At 23.2% G+C, this 14,747-nt stretch carries 17 protein-coding genes; 2 read left to right on the forward strand and 15 right to left on the reverse strand.

Annotated elements, in window-relative coordinates; translation table 11 throughout:
- Nucleotides 1-1,194: 1,194 nt before the first annotated feature.
- The 9 genes from ACWYO2_RS02145 to ACWYO2_RS02185 all read right to left on the reverse strand — a co-directional run bounded on the left by ACWYO2_RS02145 (nucleotide 1,195) and on the right by ACWYO2_RS02185 (nucleotide 5,977).
- Entirely contained in the window at nucleotides 1,195-1,797 is a 603-nt protein-coding gene (locus tag ACWYO2_RS02145) for a Panacea domain-containing protein (protein WP_455514849.1), read from the reverse strand.
- Between the two features lie 94 nt (nucleotides 1,798-1,891).
- Entirely contained in the window at nucleotides 1,892-2,131 is a 240-nt protein-coding gene (locus ACWYO2_RS02150) for a type II TA system antitoxin MqsA family protein (protein ID WP_455514865.1), read from the reverse strand.
- Nucleotides 2,132-2,199: 68 nt separating this feature from the next.
- Entirely contained in the window at nucleotides 2,200-2,424 is a 225-nt protein-coding gene (locus tag ACWYO2_RS02155; protein WP_455514850.1) for a hypothetical protein, read from the reverse strand.
- A gap of 236 nt (nucleotides 2,425-2,660) precedes the next feature.
- The gene (locus ACWYO2_RS02160; RefSeq protein WP_455514851.1) at nucleotides 2,661-3,098 is read right to left on the reverse strand and encodes a Panacea domain-containing protein; all 438 of its coding nucleotides are present in this window, start codon (nucleotides 3,096-3,098) and stop codon (nucleotides 2,661-2,663) included.
- 1 nt (nucleotide 3,099) lies between these two features.
- Nucleotides 3,100-4,077: a hypothetical protein gene (locus ACWYO2_RS02165; protein WP_455514852.1), complete on the reverse strand. Its 978-nt coding sequence runs from the start codon at nucleotides 4,075-4,077 to the stop codon at nucleotides 3,100-3,102.
- Between the two features lie 118 nt (nucleotides 4,078-4,195).
- Nucleotides 4,196-4,381 (reverse strand): hypothetical protein, encoded by a 186-nt coding sequence (locus ACWYO2_RS02170; protein WP_455514853.1) that lies wholly within the window; start codon nucleotides 4,379-4,381, stop codon nucleotides 4,196-4,198.
- Complete coding sequence (locus ACWYO2_RS02175) at nucleotides 4,371-4,616, reverse strand: hypothetical protein (RefSeq protein WP_455514854.1); 246 nt, start codon at nucleotides 4,614-4,616, stop codon at nucleotides 4,371-4,373. Before ACWYO2_RS02175 ends, ACWYO2_RS02170 begins: the two co-directional genes overlap by 11 nt.
- Nucleotides 4,594-5,472 (reverse strand): phospholipase D-like domain-containing protein, encoded by an 879-nt coding sequence (locus ACWYO2_RS02180; RefSeq protein ID WP_455514855.1) that lies wholly within the window; start codon nucleotides 5,470-5,472, stop codon nucleotides 4,594-4,596. The genes ACWYO2_RS02175 and ACWYO2_RS02180 overlap by 23 nt, the downstream gene beginning before the upstream one ends.
- Before the next feature lie 133 nt (nucleotides 5,473-5,605).
- The gene (locus ACWYO2_RS02185) at nucleotides 5,606-5,977 is read right to left on the reverse strand and encodes a helix-turn-helix domain-containing protein (RefSeq protein ID WP_455514856.1); all 372 of its coding nucleotides are present in this window, start codon (nucleotides 5,975-5,977) and stop codon (nucleotides 5,606-5,608) included.
- A 202-nt stretch (nucleotides 5,978-6,179) separates the two neighbouring features.
- Here ACWYO2_RS02185 and ACWYO2_RS02190 point away from each other — a divergent pair, with 202 nt between their 5' ends.
- The gene (locus tag ACWYO2_RS02190) at nucleotides 6,180-6,530 is read left to right on the forward strand and encodes a hypothetical protein (RefSeq protein WP_455514857.1); all 351 of its coding nucleotides are present in this window, start codon (nucleotides 6,180-6,182) and stop codon (nucleotides 6,528-6,530) included.
- Between the two features lie 600 nt (nucleotides 6,531-7,130).
- The gene (locus ACWYO2_RS02195) at nucleotides 7,131-7,754 is read left to right on the forward strand and encodes a DUF4357 domain-containing protein (RefSeq protein WP_455514858.1); all 624 of its coding nucleotides are present in this window, start codon (nucleotides 7,131-7,133) and stop codon (nucleotides 7,752-7,754) included.
- Between the two features lie 9 nt (nucleotides 7,755-7,763).
- Here the strand turns inward: ACWYO2_RS02195 and ACWYO2_RS02200 are convergent, their stop codons facing one another.
- The 6 genes from ACWYO2_RS02200 to ACWYO2_RS02225 form a co-directional block, all read right to left on the reverse strand.
- Nucleotides 7,764-8,459 carry a Bax inhibitor-1/YccA family protein gene (locus ACWYO2_RS02200; RefSeq protein ID WP_455514859.1) on the reverse strand — a complete coding sequence of 232 codons (696 nt, stop codon included), beginning with the start codon at nucleotides 8,457-8,459 and terminating at the stop codon, nucleotides 7,764-7,766.
- Nucleotides 8,460-8,480: 21 nt separating this feature from the next.
- Complete coding sequence (thrS, locus tag ACWYO2_RS02205; RefSeq protein ID WP_455514860.1) at nucleotides 8,481-10,382, reverse strand: threonine--tRNA ligase; 1,902 nt, start codon at nucleotides 10,380-10,382, stop codon at nucleotides 8,481-8,483.
- Between the two features lie 69 nt (nucleotides 10,383-10,451).
- Nucleotides 10,452-11,063 (reverse strand): DUF4125 family protein, encoded by a 612-nt coding sequence (locus tag ACWYO2_RS02210; RefSeq protein ID WP_455514861.1) that lies wholly within the window; start codon nucleotides 11,061-11,063, stop codon nucleotides 10,452-10,454.
- A gap of 9 nt (nucleotides 11,064-11,072) precedes the next feature.
- Entirely contained in the window at nucleotides 11,073-12,851 is a 1,779-nt protein-coding gene (locus ACWYO2_RS02215; RefSeq protein WP_455514862.1) for a DUF4037 domain-containing protein, read from the reverse strand.
- On the reverse strand, nucleotides 12,841-13,731 hold the full coding sequence (locus tag ACWYO2_RS02220) for a DMT family transporter (RefSeq protein WP_455514863.1): 891 nt from the start codon (nucleotides 13,729-13,731) through the stop codon (nucleotides 12,841-12,843). The genes ACWYO2_RS02215 and ACWYO2_RS02220 overlap by 11 nt, the downstream gene beginning before the upstream one ends.
- A gap of 49 nt (nucleotides 13,732-13,780) precedes the next feature.
- Nucleotides 13,781-14,747 (reverse strand): class I tRNA ligase family protein (locus ACWYO2_RS02225; RefSeq protein ID WP_455514864.1); only part of this gene is annotated, 967 nt, incomplete at its 5' end.

The following is a 14,747-nucleotide window of genomic DNA, read 5'->3' on the forward strand; positions in this document are numbered from 1 at the left end:
AAGTTTTAAGATGTCTAAATTCTAGAAAGGTTGGTTTCATTAAAAATATTCATACAAAATAGAAAATTAGATGATAGATATAATACCTTAAAATACGAAATATTCGAATTAATATTCTATAGATAATAGTTTTTGGTTAACATTCTAAAGATAAAAAATTTGAATATATCCTAATACTTGCAAAAGATAACGAAGGACTAGATGCAACTGAATTAAATTTTTTAGAACATTCATTTACAAAACTACTTCAAGAAAGCACCCAATGTAATTTAATAAATAAAAATATCCCTTCCAAAGGAATAGTAAAAGAAAATATTGAAAAAGATTACACGCGTTATTTAGATATAACTAAAAGTATATTTTAAACATATACCATCGCTTTTTTAAAGGCTTTGTGAACACTATGTATTCCAATGATTTACCAATATAATAATTTAAGTTTACTTGAAAAAGACCACAAAATTAAACAAATTATGGCTTTAAAATTAGAAATAAAAATAACACTCTATACAATGTATAGAGTGTTCCAATCTTTTTAATGTTATATTTATTTAACTAAATTTAAATATTGTCCATTTTGTTCTAATTTCAATTTTTGTGAATATTCTTTTCCTTCTTTTGATATTAACTTAAATTCTACATATTCTCCATTAAATAATTTTTTTGCAATTGATTCTATTATTTTTAATTCTTGTGTAAAGTATTTGAATTTTTCAAAAATAACTTTTTCTTCTCCTTTAAATAATCCTTTATAATATACAATTCCTTTAGATGATTTATTTTTAATAACTTCTCCTTCTTTTATATCTTGCTTAAATTGATTTTCTATAGACTTAAAAACAAAATTATTAGTTGTATTAATAATTTCTTTAACATCAGATACAACTAAATCTATTAAGTCATCTATTGTTGCTTTACCATCTTTTATATCTTCTTGAACAACATACCATCTAGCTGTATTATCTAAAGTTCTAGCTTTTTCTAGAAGTGCATTATATAATTCTCTTCCCTTTTCTGTTGAAATTATATTTTCCCCTTTTAATTCAATATATCCTTAGTCTAATAAATCTTTTACTATACTGGACTGTGTTGCCAGTGTTCCTATTTTACCATCTTTTTCTTTAAGTATTTTCTTTATTTCAGGATTCTTTACAAATTTATGTCAACCAAAAAATAGAGAGTTTTACCTCTCTATTAATTTCTATTTAAGTCTATATGCTGAGCATACTCATATGATATTATTTCATCTCTTTTTGTTAAACAATATCCTTTTTCTTCATGAGAATAATTAGATATTTGAGATGAACTGAAGTCCTTAAACTTATCATAAACTCTTTCTAAAATTTCTAACTCTTTATCATCAACTATATATTCTTTATAATCAAGATTTGAAATAATTTGGTGATATTCATAATTTGCATTATATTCTACATTAACTCTTATTATCTTATCTTTAACTAATATTCCAATTAAAATATCAAAATTTTCAAGAACTTGACCAAAAGGATAATGTACATAACTTAATCCAGATATAGAACATGAATTTCCTTTATAAAAAATCATATCTGAATAATTTAATAATTTCATTAGCTTAGTTTTTAATAACTTTTGATTTTTATTTGCAAAAAATAAAACCATACCTTTAATTTTTTCATAATCAAAATTTTTAAATCCATTTTCAATAGTTGGTAGTTTTGAAAAGTTTTCAAGCAAAGAATTATTATTATTTTTATTAATTAGTAATTCTTTCAATTTCTCGTTTAAACTTATTAACTGTTTTTTTCTAATTTTTTTCATTTTCTTCAATGAATATTTTCATATTCTCTGGATTCTTAAGGAATAAAAGTAAACTATTATGTGCTTTATCTTGAATAGATCCTCTTTCATATCTTTATATTGTTTTTTCACCCCAATTCAAAAGTTTGGCAAAAGATCTTTGACTTAAACCATAAGTTTCCCTTATATTTTTTATTTCATCAGATAATAATAATTTATGTTTTTTTCTATATTCATTATATGCTTTTAATAGTGTTTGACTATCAAGTTCTTCATCGTATAACTCATTGCCACAATTACTACAGATTAATACCTGCGTTTCTATTTCAATATCATCGCCCAAAACTTTATAAATTTCTTTTTATTTATTATTTTTTTCATAACAATTATCACATTTTTGACAATATTGCATAATTGTGCCTCCTATATATTATCCTCATGAAAACTAATACATTTTAAAATTTCATTATTATTTTTATTTGAGATCTTTAACTTCAAATAAAATTTAATTCCATCCAATTTTTTCTTAAACACCCATATTTCTCCTACTCTGTTTTCATCATAATCTTTATTTGGACCAATATAATAATTTTCTACAAAAAGGTTGAGTATTTCTTCTTTTACATCTTCTATAGTAAGACCTATCATAGCTAAAGATTTTAAATTTTTATCTCTTGGAACAATATCATATTTATTTATTCATTGATAATAATCTCTTAGCTTTAATAAGAAATAAATTTATTTCATTTATATTAGTTTCATTATTCACTAATATACCTCCATTTTATACCAATATATTACTCCAAAATAAATAAATTCAACAACAATAAGGTCATATGATACCAAAAAAAACAGAGAGTTTTACCTCTCTATTTAATAACTATTTATAATTTTCTCATTTGAAGTGCATCATATAATATATCATTTTTCAAAATAATTTCATTTCCATTCTTATTATATTGTACACCTATTCTTGATTTAAGCCATGATAATTCTAAATGAGATAGTTCACTTAATTCTACCGAACTTGTATCAACATATTTTTCAAATATATAATCAATTATATCTTTATTTTTATCACTCACAAAAGTATCCCCCTTATATTTTTTAATTTCATTATAGTTTTTTCTTATATCTATAGAAACTGGCCCGTATCTCCAACCAAAAAAATCTTCTTCAAACATTGGTAATTTGGTTCTAAAAAAAGATTCTTTCTGAATAAAAAAAGTTAATTTATGCAATCTCATTTGATCTATTTCATTTTTTGTAAGTTCTCTATGCTTTATTGCAATATATTTAGCTACTTCAATAATCTTTTCCATTTTAAAACCTCCTATTTTTTAAATTTTCTATATTATTAATAAATTCTTCAGTGTCAAAAAAATAACTTAAATAAATATTTTTCAAATCTTTTATATTTTTTATTGTAACTACTAAAATTATATATTCATCAAGATTTGTTTCAAATTCATAATATACTTTATTTAGTTTAAAACTTAAATTCTTAGGCAAAGCAAAAAAAGTTGAATAACTTTTATCTTTTTTAGTTAATAATATAAAAGAATTTATTTTTGTCTTTTCAAGTGGTAATTGAATATCTTTTATTTTTTCTATTTTTTTAAATTTTTCAAATATATCTAAATACTCTTGATGATCGTAAATTACATTTACTAATTTAGAAGCTTTTTCATAATTACCAAACTCAAAACATTCAAATATTTCACTACATACTTTAAAAAATTTAAATATTATATTACAATCATCTGATTGAATACTTTTAATATTTTCACCAGAAATTAAATCATAAATTTCAATTGCATTTGTCCAACAATTCTGTAATTTAGTTCTTATTTGAAATTCAATTTTTTTATTTTCCAAACTTTTATCATTTCCTATATATTTATAAATTCTATGAATTGATCTATATCCACTATTTTTAGGATTCTCAATATAATTTTTACCTTTATCAATAACTTCAACAAAATTTTTAAATTTAAAACTATTTAATATAGCATTGTATCCATATAAATCTTCAATATTATTGAAAATTATTCTTGTTCCTGCAATATCATTCATTCTATTTAGCTTAGTACTATTCTTTATTTTTCTAATAATAGAGTCTCTTCTTTTTATTCTGCTTATAGTAGTATGAAATTTATCAAATTTTATTTTATCTATATCATCATTAAATAAATTTATTATATCAAAATGTAATTTTCTAAAATTTGTAAACTCATTTTTCTCTTCTTCTGTAAGAGGTTTATTTTGTTTTAGCTTTTCATTTATTTTTTTTAATGACATAAATAAATCTCCTTAAATAATATTTGCTTAAATAGATAAAAAATTTTATTTAATATAATTATATATTCTAAAATTATAAAAGTCAATTATATATTTAAAAATAGAGAGTTTTATCTCTCTATTTAATACCCATTTCTTTTTTTAATTCATCTATTTCTTTCTTTAATTCAACTACATATTTTGTTAGTTCTTCTATTTTAGCTTTTGATTCATTAATTTCTTTACTTTGATTTATAAATTCTGATCTTGTATCGCGAGCTATATGATTAATCCCATCTGTAAAATACATATCTTTAATCTTCATTTTTATTTTCTCCTTGATTATGTCTGTTACCCCAGTCTATATTATTTTCTTTTACAAAATCTTTAAATGAATGATTTTTACTTATAAATATATCTGAAGCATTCTTTTCTTTATTTCTCCATTCTTTATATCCTGTTTCTTTATCATTTACAATATTATAATCTGTTTGAGATTTTTTCTTACCTTTATCAAAGGCTTCTTTTCTTGCTTCCTTATTTGTTCTTGAATTTATCACTTTTAAATCTTTTTTTTAAATCTTCAAAATCATTTCCATTTAAAAAATTTATTGATTTAATATTTTCTGGACTATAAATATTTTTCTTTAAATCTTCAATATTTTCAAAATTATAAATTTTAGATAACATTTCAACACTAGTTGTTAGACCACTTTTTGTGAAGTTCATAGAACCAAAAAATAAAGTATTATTTTCATTTTTTCTTTCTAATAAAATTATTTTACTATGAGAAAATGAATCATAATTATTTATTGGATTATAAAATACAGAATAAGAAAAGTTTTTATATTTAGTATATTCCTTGAATTCATCTTTTAATTCATAGCCCATATATTTAGATTCAATGTTTTCTTTTTTTATAAATTTATTTATGTGTAATTTTTTTAAATCTATTTTATTATACAAATAATATATAATAAAAATTGATAAAACTTTAAAATAAATAATATTAATCGGTAACAAAAATATTGCCACAATAAAAATTAAAATAGTTTTATTAGTTTCTAAATTTTGAAAAATTGAATCAAAATTCTTAAAAGTATTTTTTTCATCTATAAATGATAATTTTTCATAAGTTTTTTTATTTTCAATAATTTTAAATATATCGTTTTTATAACTAGAAATCATTTCAATTTGAATTTCTTTTTTAAGTAATTCTAAAATAAGATCATCCGTTTCAGATAAATTAGAATATTTTGCAATACTATTTGTAATAGGTATTTTAGAAATATAAGGAGATATAATTGTTATTTTATCTCCAGGGCTTAATGTTGAAATTTCGTTTCCAATATCATTGATTAAATAATCTCCAATATTTAAATATGATTTTTCTATTGTTAATTTTAAATTTTTCATGTATTCTCCTTAAAATTTTAATGGGTATGAAAATCATACCCTAAATAAATATATATAAATATAAAGAAAAATATAATCTTAGTAGTAGATTATATATATAATAAATATAACTTAAGTATATTCTATTACTAGGTTATTTAGATTTGTTAGTTATTATAAAATCATCCATTATTTCTATAAGCTCAACTAATTTATCATCAGATAAAAATTTAAATTGTTGTAGTGTAGTTTTACATAGCTTAAGCGCAAAACTAATATCTGAATATTCATTAGATTTTTGTCTATTAGATTTTAGTGTTTTTTCATCTAATAGAAAATAATTAGGATCTTTTTCAAATATTTTTGAGAATAATACAATCTTATCTGAAGGGATATTAATTTTACCATTTTCATAAGATTGAATTGTAGTTTTAGCAACACCAGATAAAATAGACAATTGTTGCATTGTTAAATCTCTTTTTTTTCTTTCAATTCTTAGCTTTTTACCTATTTCTTTTTGTTCCATTTTAACCTCCTAGTTTATTATAACTTAAAATTTTTAAAAAATTAAATATTGAACAAAATGTCTTTTAATCAAAAATAATTAGATATAAATACAATTAAAACATACTTATTTAAAAAAAATACGTTGAAACCATACTATTTTTATAGTAATATATTAGTGTAAAAACAGAAATAAATCAATAGAAAGGAGCTGAAACAAATGCTTGAAAAATACAAAATATCAAAAGAAGTTTTATAAATCTAAATATTTAGACTATCAAAAATTACTAGATAATACAGCTAAAGTAAAAGGAAATCATGCTTTAATTGTCTTGAAATGGTGTTATAGGGAAGCTAGAAAACTAGAAATTACATCTAATGATATTTCTAAAGATTTAAAAGCCTCATCATTTAAATCTAGATCTGTAATAAAAACAATTTATGAAAATGTATTTTTAGATAAAATGTATTTTATTTCAGGTTCAAAAACTGTTAATGGTATTAATAGAAAAATACCTATACATAATGATATTTTACCTTTATTTGAAAAAATATATAAAGATAATAAAAAATAATATTTATTTCCTAATAACAATGAAACTTTATTAGGTACATTTCAGTCTTTTCTTGAGAGAGAAGGTGTTCAAGGAACTCTTCATTCAGTAAGGCATACTTTTATAATAAGAATGCAACAAAAAATATAAAGTTAAGTCAAATTCAAAAAATTATTGGTCGTTTAACTAATACAATTACGGATGGAGTCTATACACATTGGGAGATAAAAGATTTAATTGAATCTATAAATAAATTAGACTATAATTGTGTTACATTTATGTTCCAATCTAAATAAAAGTTAAGAATTGTATTTAGATTTTTAATTAAAGTAAATAAATTTTATTTGAAGTAAAATAAAAAGATAGGGCATTTTTAGTGGTATCTTAATGAATTTTATAAAAAATACACTCTAATAATCTATTTAAGATATTTTATACATATATTGAAAAAGTTTATTTTATACTCTAGGACTTGATATATTTGAAAAAAAAGAGGAAAAAACTAAAAAACATACAAATATTAATATAGCAAATTCTAATCCTCAAAAAGTAAATACAAATATACTTTATATAAATAAAACAAATATAAAAAAGAATATTAATATAAATGCAAAAGGTATATTGCTTGAAAATAATAAATTTAAAGTATTAAAAGGTAGTACATACAAAATTGATACCAATCCTTCATTACACAAAAAAATAGCAGACCTTAGAGTATATTGTTATAAGGAAAAAATTATAAAAAACGGAATATTTCTAAAAGATTATATTTTCACGAGTCCATCAAATGCTGCTTCTTTTATATTAGGTTCATCTTCTAACGGTAAATATTTATGGAAAAATGAAAAAGGTTTATCATTAAACGAAATTTCAGATAACAAAAATATTGAAACAATAAATTTATTTTTCAAAATGTATATAAAAATTGCAAATAAAGAAGTTAGTGCAAAAGCTTTATTTAATACATCTACAAAGAAAATAACATTATTAAAAGAAAGTGAAATTATTGAAATAAATTCAAAATCATTATCAAAGAAAAGTAAAAATATGCGTGAGAAGGCTTTTAAAAAAGGTTATATAAAAAACGGAAAATTACTTAAAGATTTAAGATTTGATACACCTTCATCAGCTACTGAATTTATAACAGGAATGACTAAAAATGGTAGAAATGATTTCAAAAATAAGGATGGAAAAACTTTAAATGAACTAGTATATAAAAATAATATGGATTACTCCAAAGAGTAATCCATATTTTTAATCTCTTGATCTTCCAAATAGTCTTAATAAATACAAGAACATGTTTATAAAATCCATGTATAAATTAAGAGCTCCTAATATTTGAACTTTCTCAATAATATCTTCTTGTCCTTCTTCATAAAGATAAATCATATTATTTTTAATAATTTGTGTATCTACTGCTGTATATATCATAAATATAAATAAACCAATAATTGATATTCCTATATCTAAACTATTATTTCTTAAAAAAATATTCAATATAGACATAACTATTATACCTATTATTGCTCCAAATAAATATTTAGTATAGCTCATTAAATTACTGTTAGTAAACATCCCATAGATCGTCATAACAAAAAACATTGTTGAAGTTCCTAAAAAAATATTTAATATACTAAGTGTATTATAAGCATACATTATAGGAATTAATGTTATCCCTAAAACAACAGCATATCCTAAAAACATAATTTTTAACGCAACTGCACTCATTTTATTAATTCCATATCCCATACCAAATACTAGGGCTATCATTATTAAAAAAGAAATTCTTGAAAATCCAATAGAAAATTCAGCTAAATTAGAATTATATAATCCTAAAAACATAATTCCAAATGTTATTAAAAGACCTATACCCATCCAAAGATATGATCCTTGTATTTTCTTTGATATTTCATATTCCAACTCAACACTACTATAATATCCTCTACTCATAGTTAACCTCCTTAAGTATGTTTAAAATTTAACATTTATTTCTTTTAATAAATCTTCTATAAATTTATCTTTTCCAATTGTTTCACTATCAGTTGAACCAAATCTTCTAACATTAACTTGGTTATTTTCAACTTCATTTTTACCAATCACCAATTGAACTGGTATTTTTTGTTCAGCATTAGCTTCTCTAATCTTATATCCTATTTTTTCATCTCTAGTATCTAATTCTACATCGATACCTTTTTGTAATAATTCTCTATATAATTTTTCTGCATATGGAACTTGTTCTTGTGAAATAGTCAATATCTTAACTTGAGTTGGAGCAAGCCAAACAGGGAATGCACCAGCATAATGTTCTATCAATATTCCCATAAATCTTTCCATAGACCCAAACATAGCTCTATGTATCATAACTGGTCTATGTTTTTCTCCATCTTTACCAACATAAGACATATCAAACCTTTCAGGTAAATTCATATCAAGTTGTATTGTTCCTGTTTGCCATATTCTACCTATAGAATCTTTCATTTTAAAGTCTATCTTAGGACCATAGAATGCTCCATCCCCAGGATTTATTCTATAATCTATTCCTGCTTCTTTAAGAGTTTCTTCTAAAGCTTTTTCTGAAATTTCCCAAACAGCATCATCTCCAACTGCTTTTTCTGGTTTAGTTGATAATTCTACATGGAAATCAAATCCAAATAATTTATAATATTTATCATAAAGTGTTATTATTTCTTTAATTTGCTCTTTTATTTGATCTGGTGTACAGAAAACATGAGCATCATCTTGAACAAAAGCTCTAACACGCATTAGACCATGTAATGCTCCACTGAATTCATGTCTATGAACATGTCCCATTTCAGCATATTTTAATGGTAAATCTTTATATGAATGTAAAGTGTTTTTATATGCAATTATAGAACCTGGACAATTCATAGGTTTTATCGCATATACTTTTTCATCAATTTCTGATGTATACATATTTTCTCTATAGTTAAACCAGTGCCCTGATATTTCCCATAATTCTTTATCTAACATTATTGGTGTTCTTATTTCATCATAAGCTTGTTTTCTATGTTCTATTCTCCATAATTCTTGTAATCTATTAAATAATCTCATTCCTTTTGGCATGAAAAATGGGAATCCAGGTCCATGTTCATCTATAAAGAATAGATTTAATTGTTTTCCTAACTTTCTATGGTCACGTCTTTCAGCTTCCTCAACTTGTCTTATATATTCATCTAATTCTTGTTGAGAATAAAAAGCTATACCATAAATTCTTTGTAACATTTTATTTTTAGAATCTCCACGCCAATAAGCTCCGGCTGAATTCAATAATTTGAAAGCTTTAATATATCCAGTTGATGGTAAATGTGTACCTCTACAAAGATCAGTAAATTCACCTTGTGTATATATACCAAATTCATCTCCTTCTAAAGAATCTAATATTTCTACTTTATAACTTTGACCTTTTTCTTCAAAATACTTACGGGCTTTTTCTCTATCCCAAACTTCTTTTATAAATTTTGAATTTAATTTTATCAATCTTTTCATTTCTTTTTCTATGCTAACTAAATCTTCTTCAGTAAATGGTCTTTCTGTATCAAAATCATAATAAAACCCATTTTCTATAGCAGGCCCTATAGTAACTTTAGTATTAGGAAATAAATTTAATACAGCTTCTGCCATAACATGAGCACTACTATGTCTTAAAATTTCTAACCCTTTTTTAGTATCTGTTGTTATTAACTCTAATTCTCCTGATTCATTTATTATATAACTTACATCTACTTGAACTCCATTGAATATTGCACCAACAGTTTTTTTTGCTAAAGATGTTGATATAGTTTTAGCAAATTCTATAACACTCATACTTTCTACTGATTTCTTTGAACCATCAGGTAATATAATATCTAACATATTTACTCCTCCTAAAATTATTCTTTATTACTTAATTCTATCATATTTAAAAATATATAACAAGTACAACTAAACAAGTGCAGCTTCAACTTCTTCTATTGAATTAAATCCTTTTTGTTTAACAACATCACTATGAGTTATATATATTAAATTTTTTCCTTCTTTTACACATTGTGTAACATAATCAAAATAAAAAAGAACTGTACGGGTCGAATAACTACTTAATTCTCCTATCAAATAAGTTTGTACTGATGCTCTTTCAGGAATATCACCTGAACTTCTTAAGGGTCTACATAGTTTAGAAAATTTAGGAAATTTATTTTCAAACTCATCTCCCCAATTAAGATATATTTTTTCAATCTGTTTTATCAAAGTTAAAGACCCATTACTTATGTTTGGAAGTAAATGTTTGACACCATCAAACTCACTAGGAGCTGAATATTCCATCATTCTTATATATTTTTCTTCCAATAAATTCCGTCCTGCTTTCTTTGCTTCTATTAAATCTTGTTTATAACTTTCAAGTATTTTATCAGGTAAATTATCCCATTGCCCACTACGCATAATTATAAACTCTGGTTTATTATTTTGGCATTCTGCAACACCACCTGTATTTTTAAGTACAGAAAACATTTCCCATTCTCTATCTATTATTTCTTTAATTAATTCTTCTCTTACCATAATAAACTCCTAATCTTCATATGGAGACCATGTTTTTAAAAATTCATCATCTATATTTGATTGTATAAATATAGCATGGTTTACCAAAAAATATCCTTTAATATTACTTAGTTTTTGCTTTTTAAGTTCTTCAACTAAAAAATAACATATTTCTTCTATTTTATTAGACATTTTATACATGTCATAATTTTCAAGCAATAATTCATTTATACGATTATAAACTAAATCACCAAGTATATCTAATTCTTTAAGACCTTTTGAATACCATTTATAAAAAGGCATATATTCTTTATTTAAAAGATAAACAAGATGAATACTATTTTCTATAAATTCACTAAAAGCTTTATTTGCGCCTATTAAGTCTCCTCTTTTCATCAATCTCAAATAATTATATTGTCCAGATTGAGCTATTTTAGTACAAACTGTAGCTATTTTATTTTGTCTTATAATTTCAGGATAATATTTTATTTTTTCTAATATATTAACTAAATCGTCATTACCTTTATAAAATATATCTCCACTAGTCAAAATTTTAAAGACGTACTCAGGTATTTTTTTATAATCTTCTATAGTAAATTCATACTCATCTTTACCTAAATATTTATACATATATTCTTTTAAATTTTGAACTCCACGTCTTTCAGATACTACATCACTATACACGTGTTTTATTCCTAAAAATTCCGAAGGTAAACAATACAATATATTTTTTAATTTTATAGCATATTTTTCAAAATCATCTTCATTCAAAAATATAACCGGCATAAAAGTATAGTCATGATCTTGTGAATACTTATCGTCATAACCTAAAACTTCTGACCCTTCTCCAATTAAAGCTATATTTATTTTATCTAAAACTTCAGGTAAATCTTTTTTTATCTTGGGTAATAATAATTTATTAGTAAATTCTTTAGACTTATCTATTAATCTAGCATCTTCTCCTATATCTAAAGTTATTTTTTCATCTTTTTTCAAACTTTTAATATATCTTATATTTTCAACTAAATTTAAATAATTAACACTATTTTTACCAAAAGATTTTTCTACAATTACTAATGCTTTTTCTAATATATTTGCACTCGACTCTAAATCACCTTCCTCTAGTTTTAAAAGACTTAAATTATTTAAAGTTGATGAATACATTGCATGATTAATTCCTAAAGTTTTTTCATAAATAGATTGTGCTTTTTCTAAACATTCATAAGCCTTATCCATTTCGCCTTTTTCTTTATACGGAATAACTAAATTATTTAAAGTCGTTGCATATTCTACTATATGTTCTGGCATATTAGGTAAAATATTAGCACTTTGTTTATGATAGTATATTGCTTTATCCATATTACCTACATTTTGATAATACAGCCCTAAATTATTACATACGCCACAAAATTCATAAGAAAAAGTTTTACCGTTTAACTTATATATATCTATAACTTTCAGATACATAGATTCAAGATTTTCTAACTCACCTTTAAATCTAAGTACTTCTATAGTATTTAATATAGTAGTCGCATACGCAACGCTCATATTACCTTCTAATTCTAAGACTAAATTTTGTACTTTCTCTAAAGTTTTTAGTCCCAAATCATATTCACCTATATATTTACTTGCTCCTCCTAATTCATTTAAGTAATATATATTTTTTGCAGATTTTTCTCCATATATTTTTTCTGCTAATTCACATATTTTTTTTAGAACTTCCACTTCCTCTATTGCATTTGATTCAATTTGACATTTTTTTCTTTTATAAAGAAGGTCATCGAATTCTTTATTCAAATCATTCATCATTTTTCTCCTTTTTAAATATAAAATCAAGTTTAGTCTCTGCTATAACTATACCAGCAAATACAAGTAATGTTCCTACTAATATATTCAAACTAAAACTGTCATAACCAGAAATAATAGATATTAATACTCCAAAAACCACCTCTAAAGATAAGAATAAAACAGTTCTTGATGCGCTTAAAACTTTTTGAGCCATAATCTGTAAATTATATGCAACAAAAGTACCAAAAACACCTAAATAAATCATCGAGATCAAACTAGTACTATTTAATTGTTTAATTTCTCCTTCAGTTAAAGAAAGTAATAAGCATAAAATCATTACTGTAAAAAATTGAATAAAAGACATAACAAAAACATTTATTTTATTAGCATATTTATCTATAACAATAATATATAGTGCAAAAAATATGGCACATAACATAGATAATAAATCTCCTTTATTAATTTCTGAAAAACTTGAGATATTTCCTGAAAGTAATAAAGTTCCAAAAAAAGCTAATATTGACGATATTATTGTAAATATATCTAATTTTTTTCTAAAGAAAATCAACAAAATATACGGAACAAAAATTACATTTAATCCAGTTAAAACAGAATTTTTAGCTGGAGTTGTATAATTTAGTGCCATTGTTTGTATACTATATCCTAGAGTCAAAAGAACACCTTGTATAATTCCAGGAAGTAGCATTTCTTTTTTTATCTTTATTTTTTTAAAAAATATAACAAACATGAGAAGTATACTTGCTACTAAAAAACGTATAAATAATAAATAATAAACTCCTATACCATTATCCATAGCAAGTTTAGTTACAACAAATCCAGTCCCCCAAATTATAGCCACAACTATCATTATTAATTCTGCCAAACGCACTCTTTTATCCATTCATTTTCATCCTCCTCACTTTAAAAAAACTCTCTTAGGAGAGTTTTTTCTATTTAATAACAATATTTAACAACTTATTTTTTACCAATATTTTTTTTACAATTTCCTTACCTTCTATAAATTGTGATACATTAGATATTTGTAACGCTTTTTCAAAAACCTCATTTTCTGTTGAATCAAGCTTAGTAACTAAAGTTCCTCTTAATTTTCCATTAACTTGAACAGCTATAGTTACCTCATTACTTATAGTTAATTTCTCAATAAATTTAGGCCAACTAGCATTAAATATATATCCTTCTTCACCCATTTCTTTCCATAATTCTTCAGAAACATGTGGTGAAAATGGTGAAATCATTAAAATTATAGATTCCATTGATTCTTTAAATATTTTATCTGATTCTGAAGATTTTTCATTTATATCTAAAACATTTTGTTTAAATGTAGTCAACTCATTTAAAAGCTCCATAATAGCTGCAATAGCTGTATTAAAATGGAAATTATCCTCCATACTTTCAGTTACTTTTTTAATTGTTAAATGAGTTTTTCTTTGTAAACTTTCATCATATTTATTTCTATTTTCAACAATAGTTTCATTATATTTTTTATTTAATATTTCTCTATTTTCTTGAACTAATAAATATATTCTATTAATAAATCTATACGCTCCAACAACACCATTCATATTCCACTCTAATTCCTTTTCAGGTGGTGCAGCAAATAAAGAAAACAATCTTGTAGCATCTGCTCCATATTCTCTTATTATACTTTCTGGATCAAGTCCATTATTCTTAGATTTAGACATTTTTTCAAGTTTAGAAACTAATATTTCACCTGTTTTTTTACTTACAGGATTACCCTCTTTCATTTCTACTTCATCTCTAAATAAATATCTTCTTTCATTATTTGAATAATATGAATAATCAAGAACCATACCTTGAGTTAAAAGATTTTTAAATGGCTCATTTGTATCTAAATAACCTAAATCTCTAAATACTTTGTGGAAAAATCTTGCATAA

It is taken from the genome of Pseudostreptobacillus sp., assembly GCF_977040545.1.

Excerpts from the sequence above, each read along its gene's own strand:
- ACWYO2_RS02145 (WP_455514849.1), bottom strand. The coding sequence starts at position 1,797 with ATGAAAAAAATTAGAAAAAAACAGTTAATAAGTTTAAACGAGAAATTG.
- ACWYO2_RS02155 (WP_455514850.1), bottom strand. The coding sequence starts at position 2,424 with ATGATAGGTCTTACTATAGAAGATGTAAAAGAAGAAATACTCAACCTT.
- ACWYO2_RS02160 (WP_455514851.1), bottom strand. The coding sequence starts at position 3,098 with ATGGAAAAGATTATTGAAGTAGCTAAATATATTGCAATAAAGCATAGA.
- ACWYO2_RS02165 (WP_455514852.1), bottom strand. The coding sequence starts at position 4,077 with ATGTCATTAAAAAAAATAAATGAAAAGCTAAAACAAAATAAACCTCTT.
- ACWYO2_RS02170 (WP_455514853.1), bottom strand. The coding sequence starts at position 4,381 with ATGAAGATTAAAGATATGTATTTTACAGATGGGATTAATCATATAGCT.
- ACWYO2_RS02180 (WP_455514855.1), bottom strand. The coding sequence starts at position 5,472 with ATGAAAAATTTAAAATTAACAATAGAAAAATCATATTTAAATATTGGA.
- ACWYO2_RS02185 (WP_455514856.1), bottom strand. The coding sequence starts at position 5,977 with ATGGAACAAAAAGAAATAGGTAAAAAGCTAAGAATTGAAAGAAAAAAA.
- ACWYO2_RS02200 (WP_455514859.1), bottom strand. The coding sequence starts at position 8,459 with ATGAGTAGAGGATATTATAGTAGTGTTGAGTTGGAATATGAAATATCA.
- thrS (WP_455514860.1), bottom strand. The coding sequence starts at position 10,382 with ATGTTAGATATTATATTACCTGATGGTTCAAAGAAATCAGTAGAAAGT.
- ACWYO2_RS02210 (WP_455514861.1), bottom strand. The coding sequence starts at position 11,063 with ATGGTAAGAGAAGAATTAATTAAAGAAATAATAGATAGAGAATGGGAA.
- ACWYO2_RS02215 (WP_455514862.1), bottom strand. The coding sequence starts at position 12,851 with ATGATGAATGATTTGAATAAAGAATTCGATGACCTTCTTTATAAAAGA.
- ACWYO2_RS02220 (WP_455514863.1), bottom strand. The coding sequence starts at position 13,731 with ATGGATAAAAGAGTGCGTTTGGCAGAATTAATAATGATAGTTGTGGCT.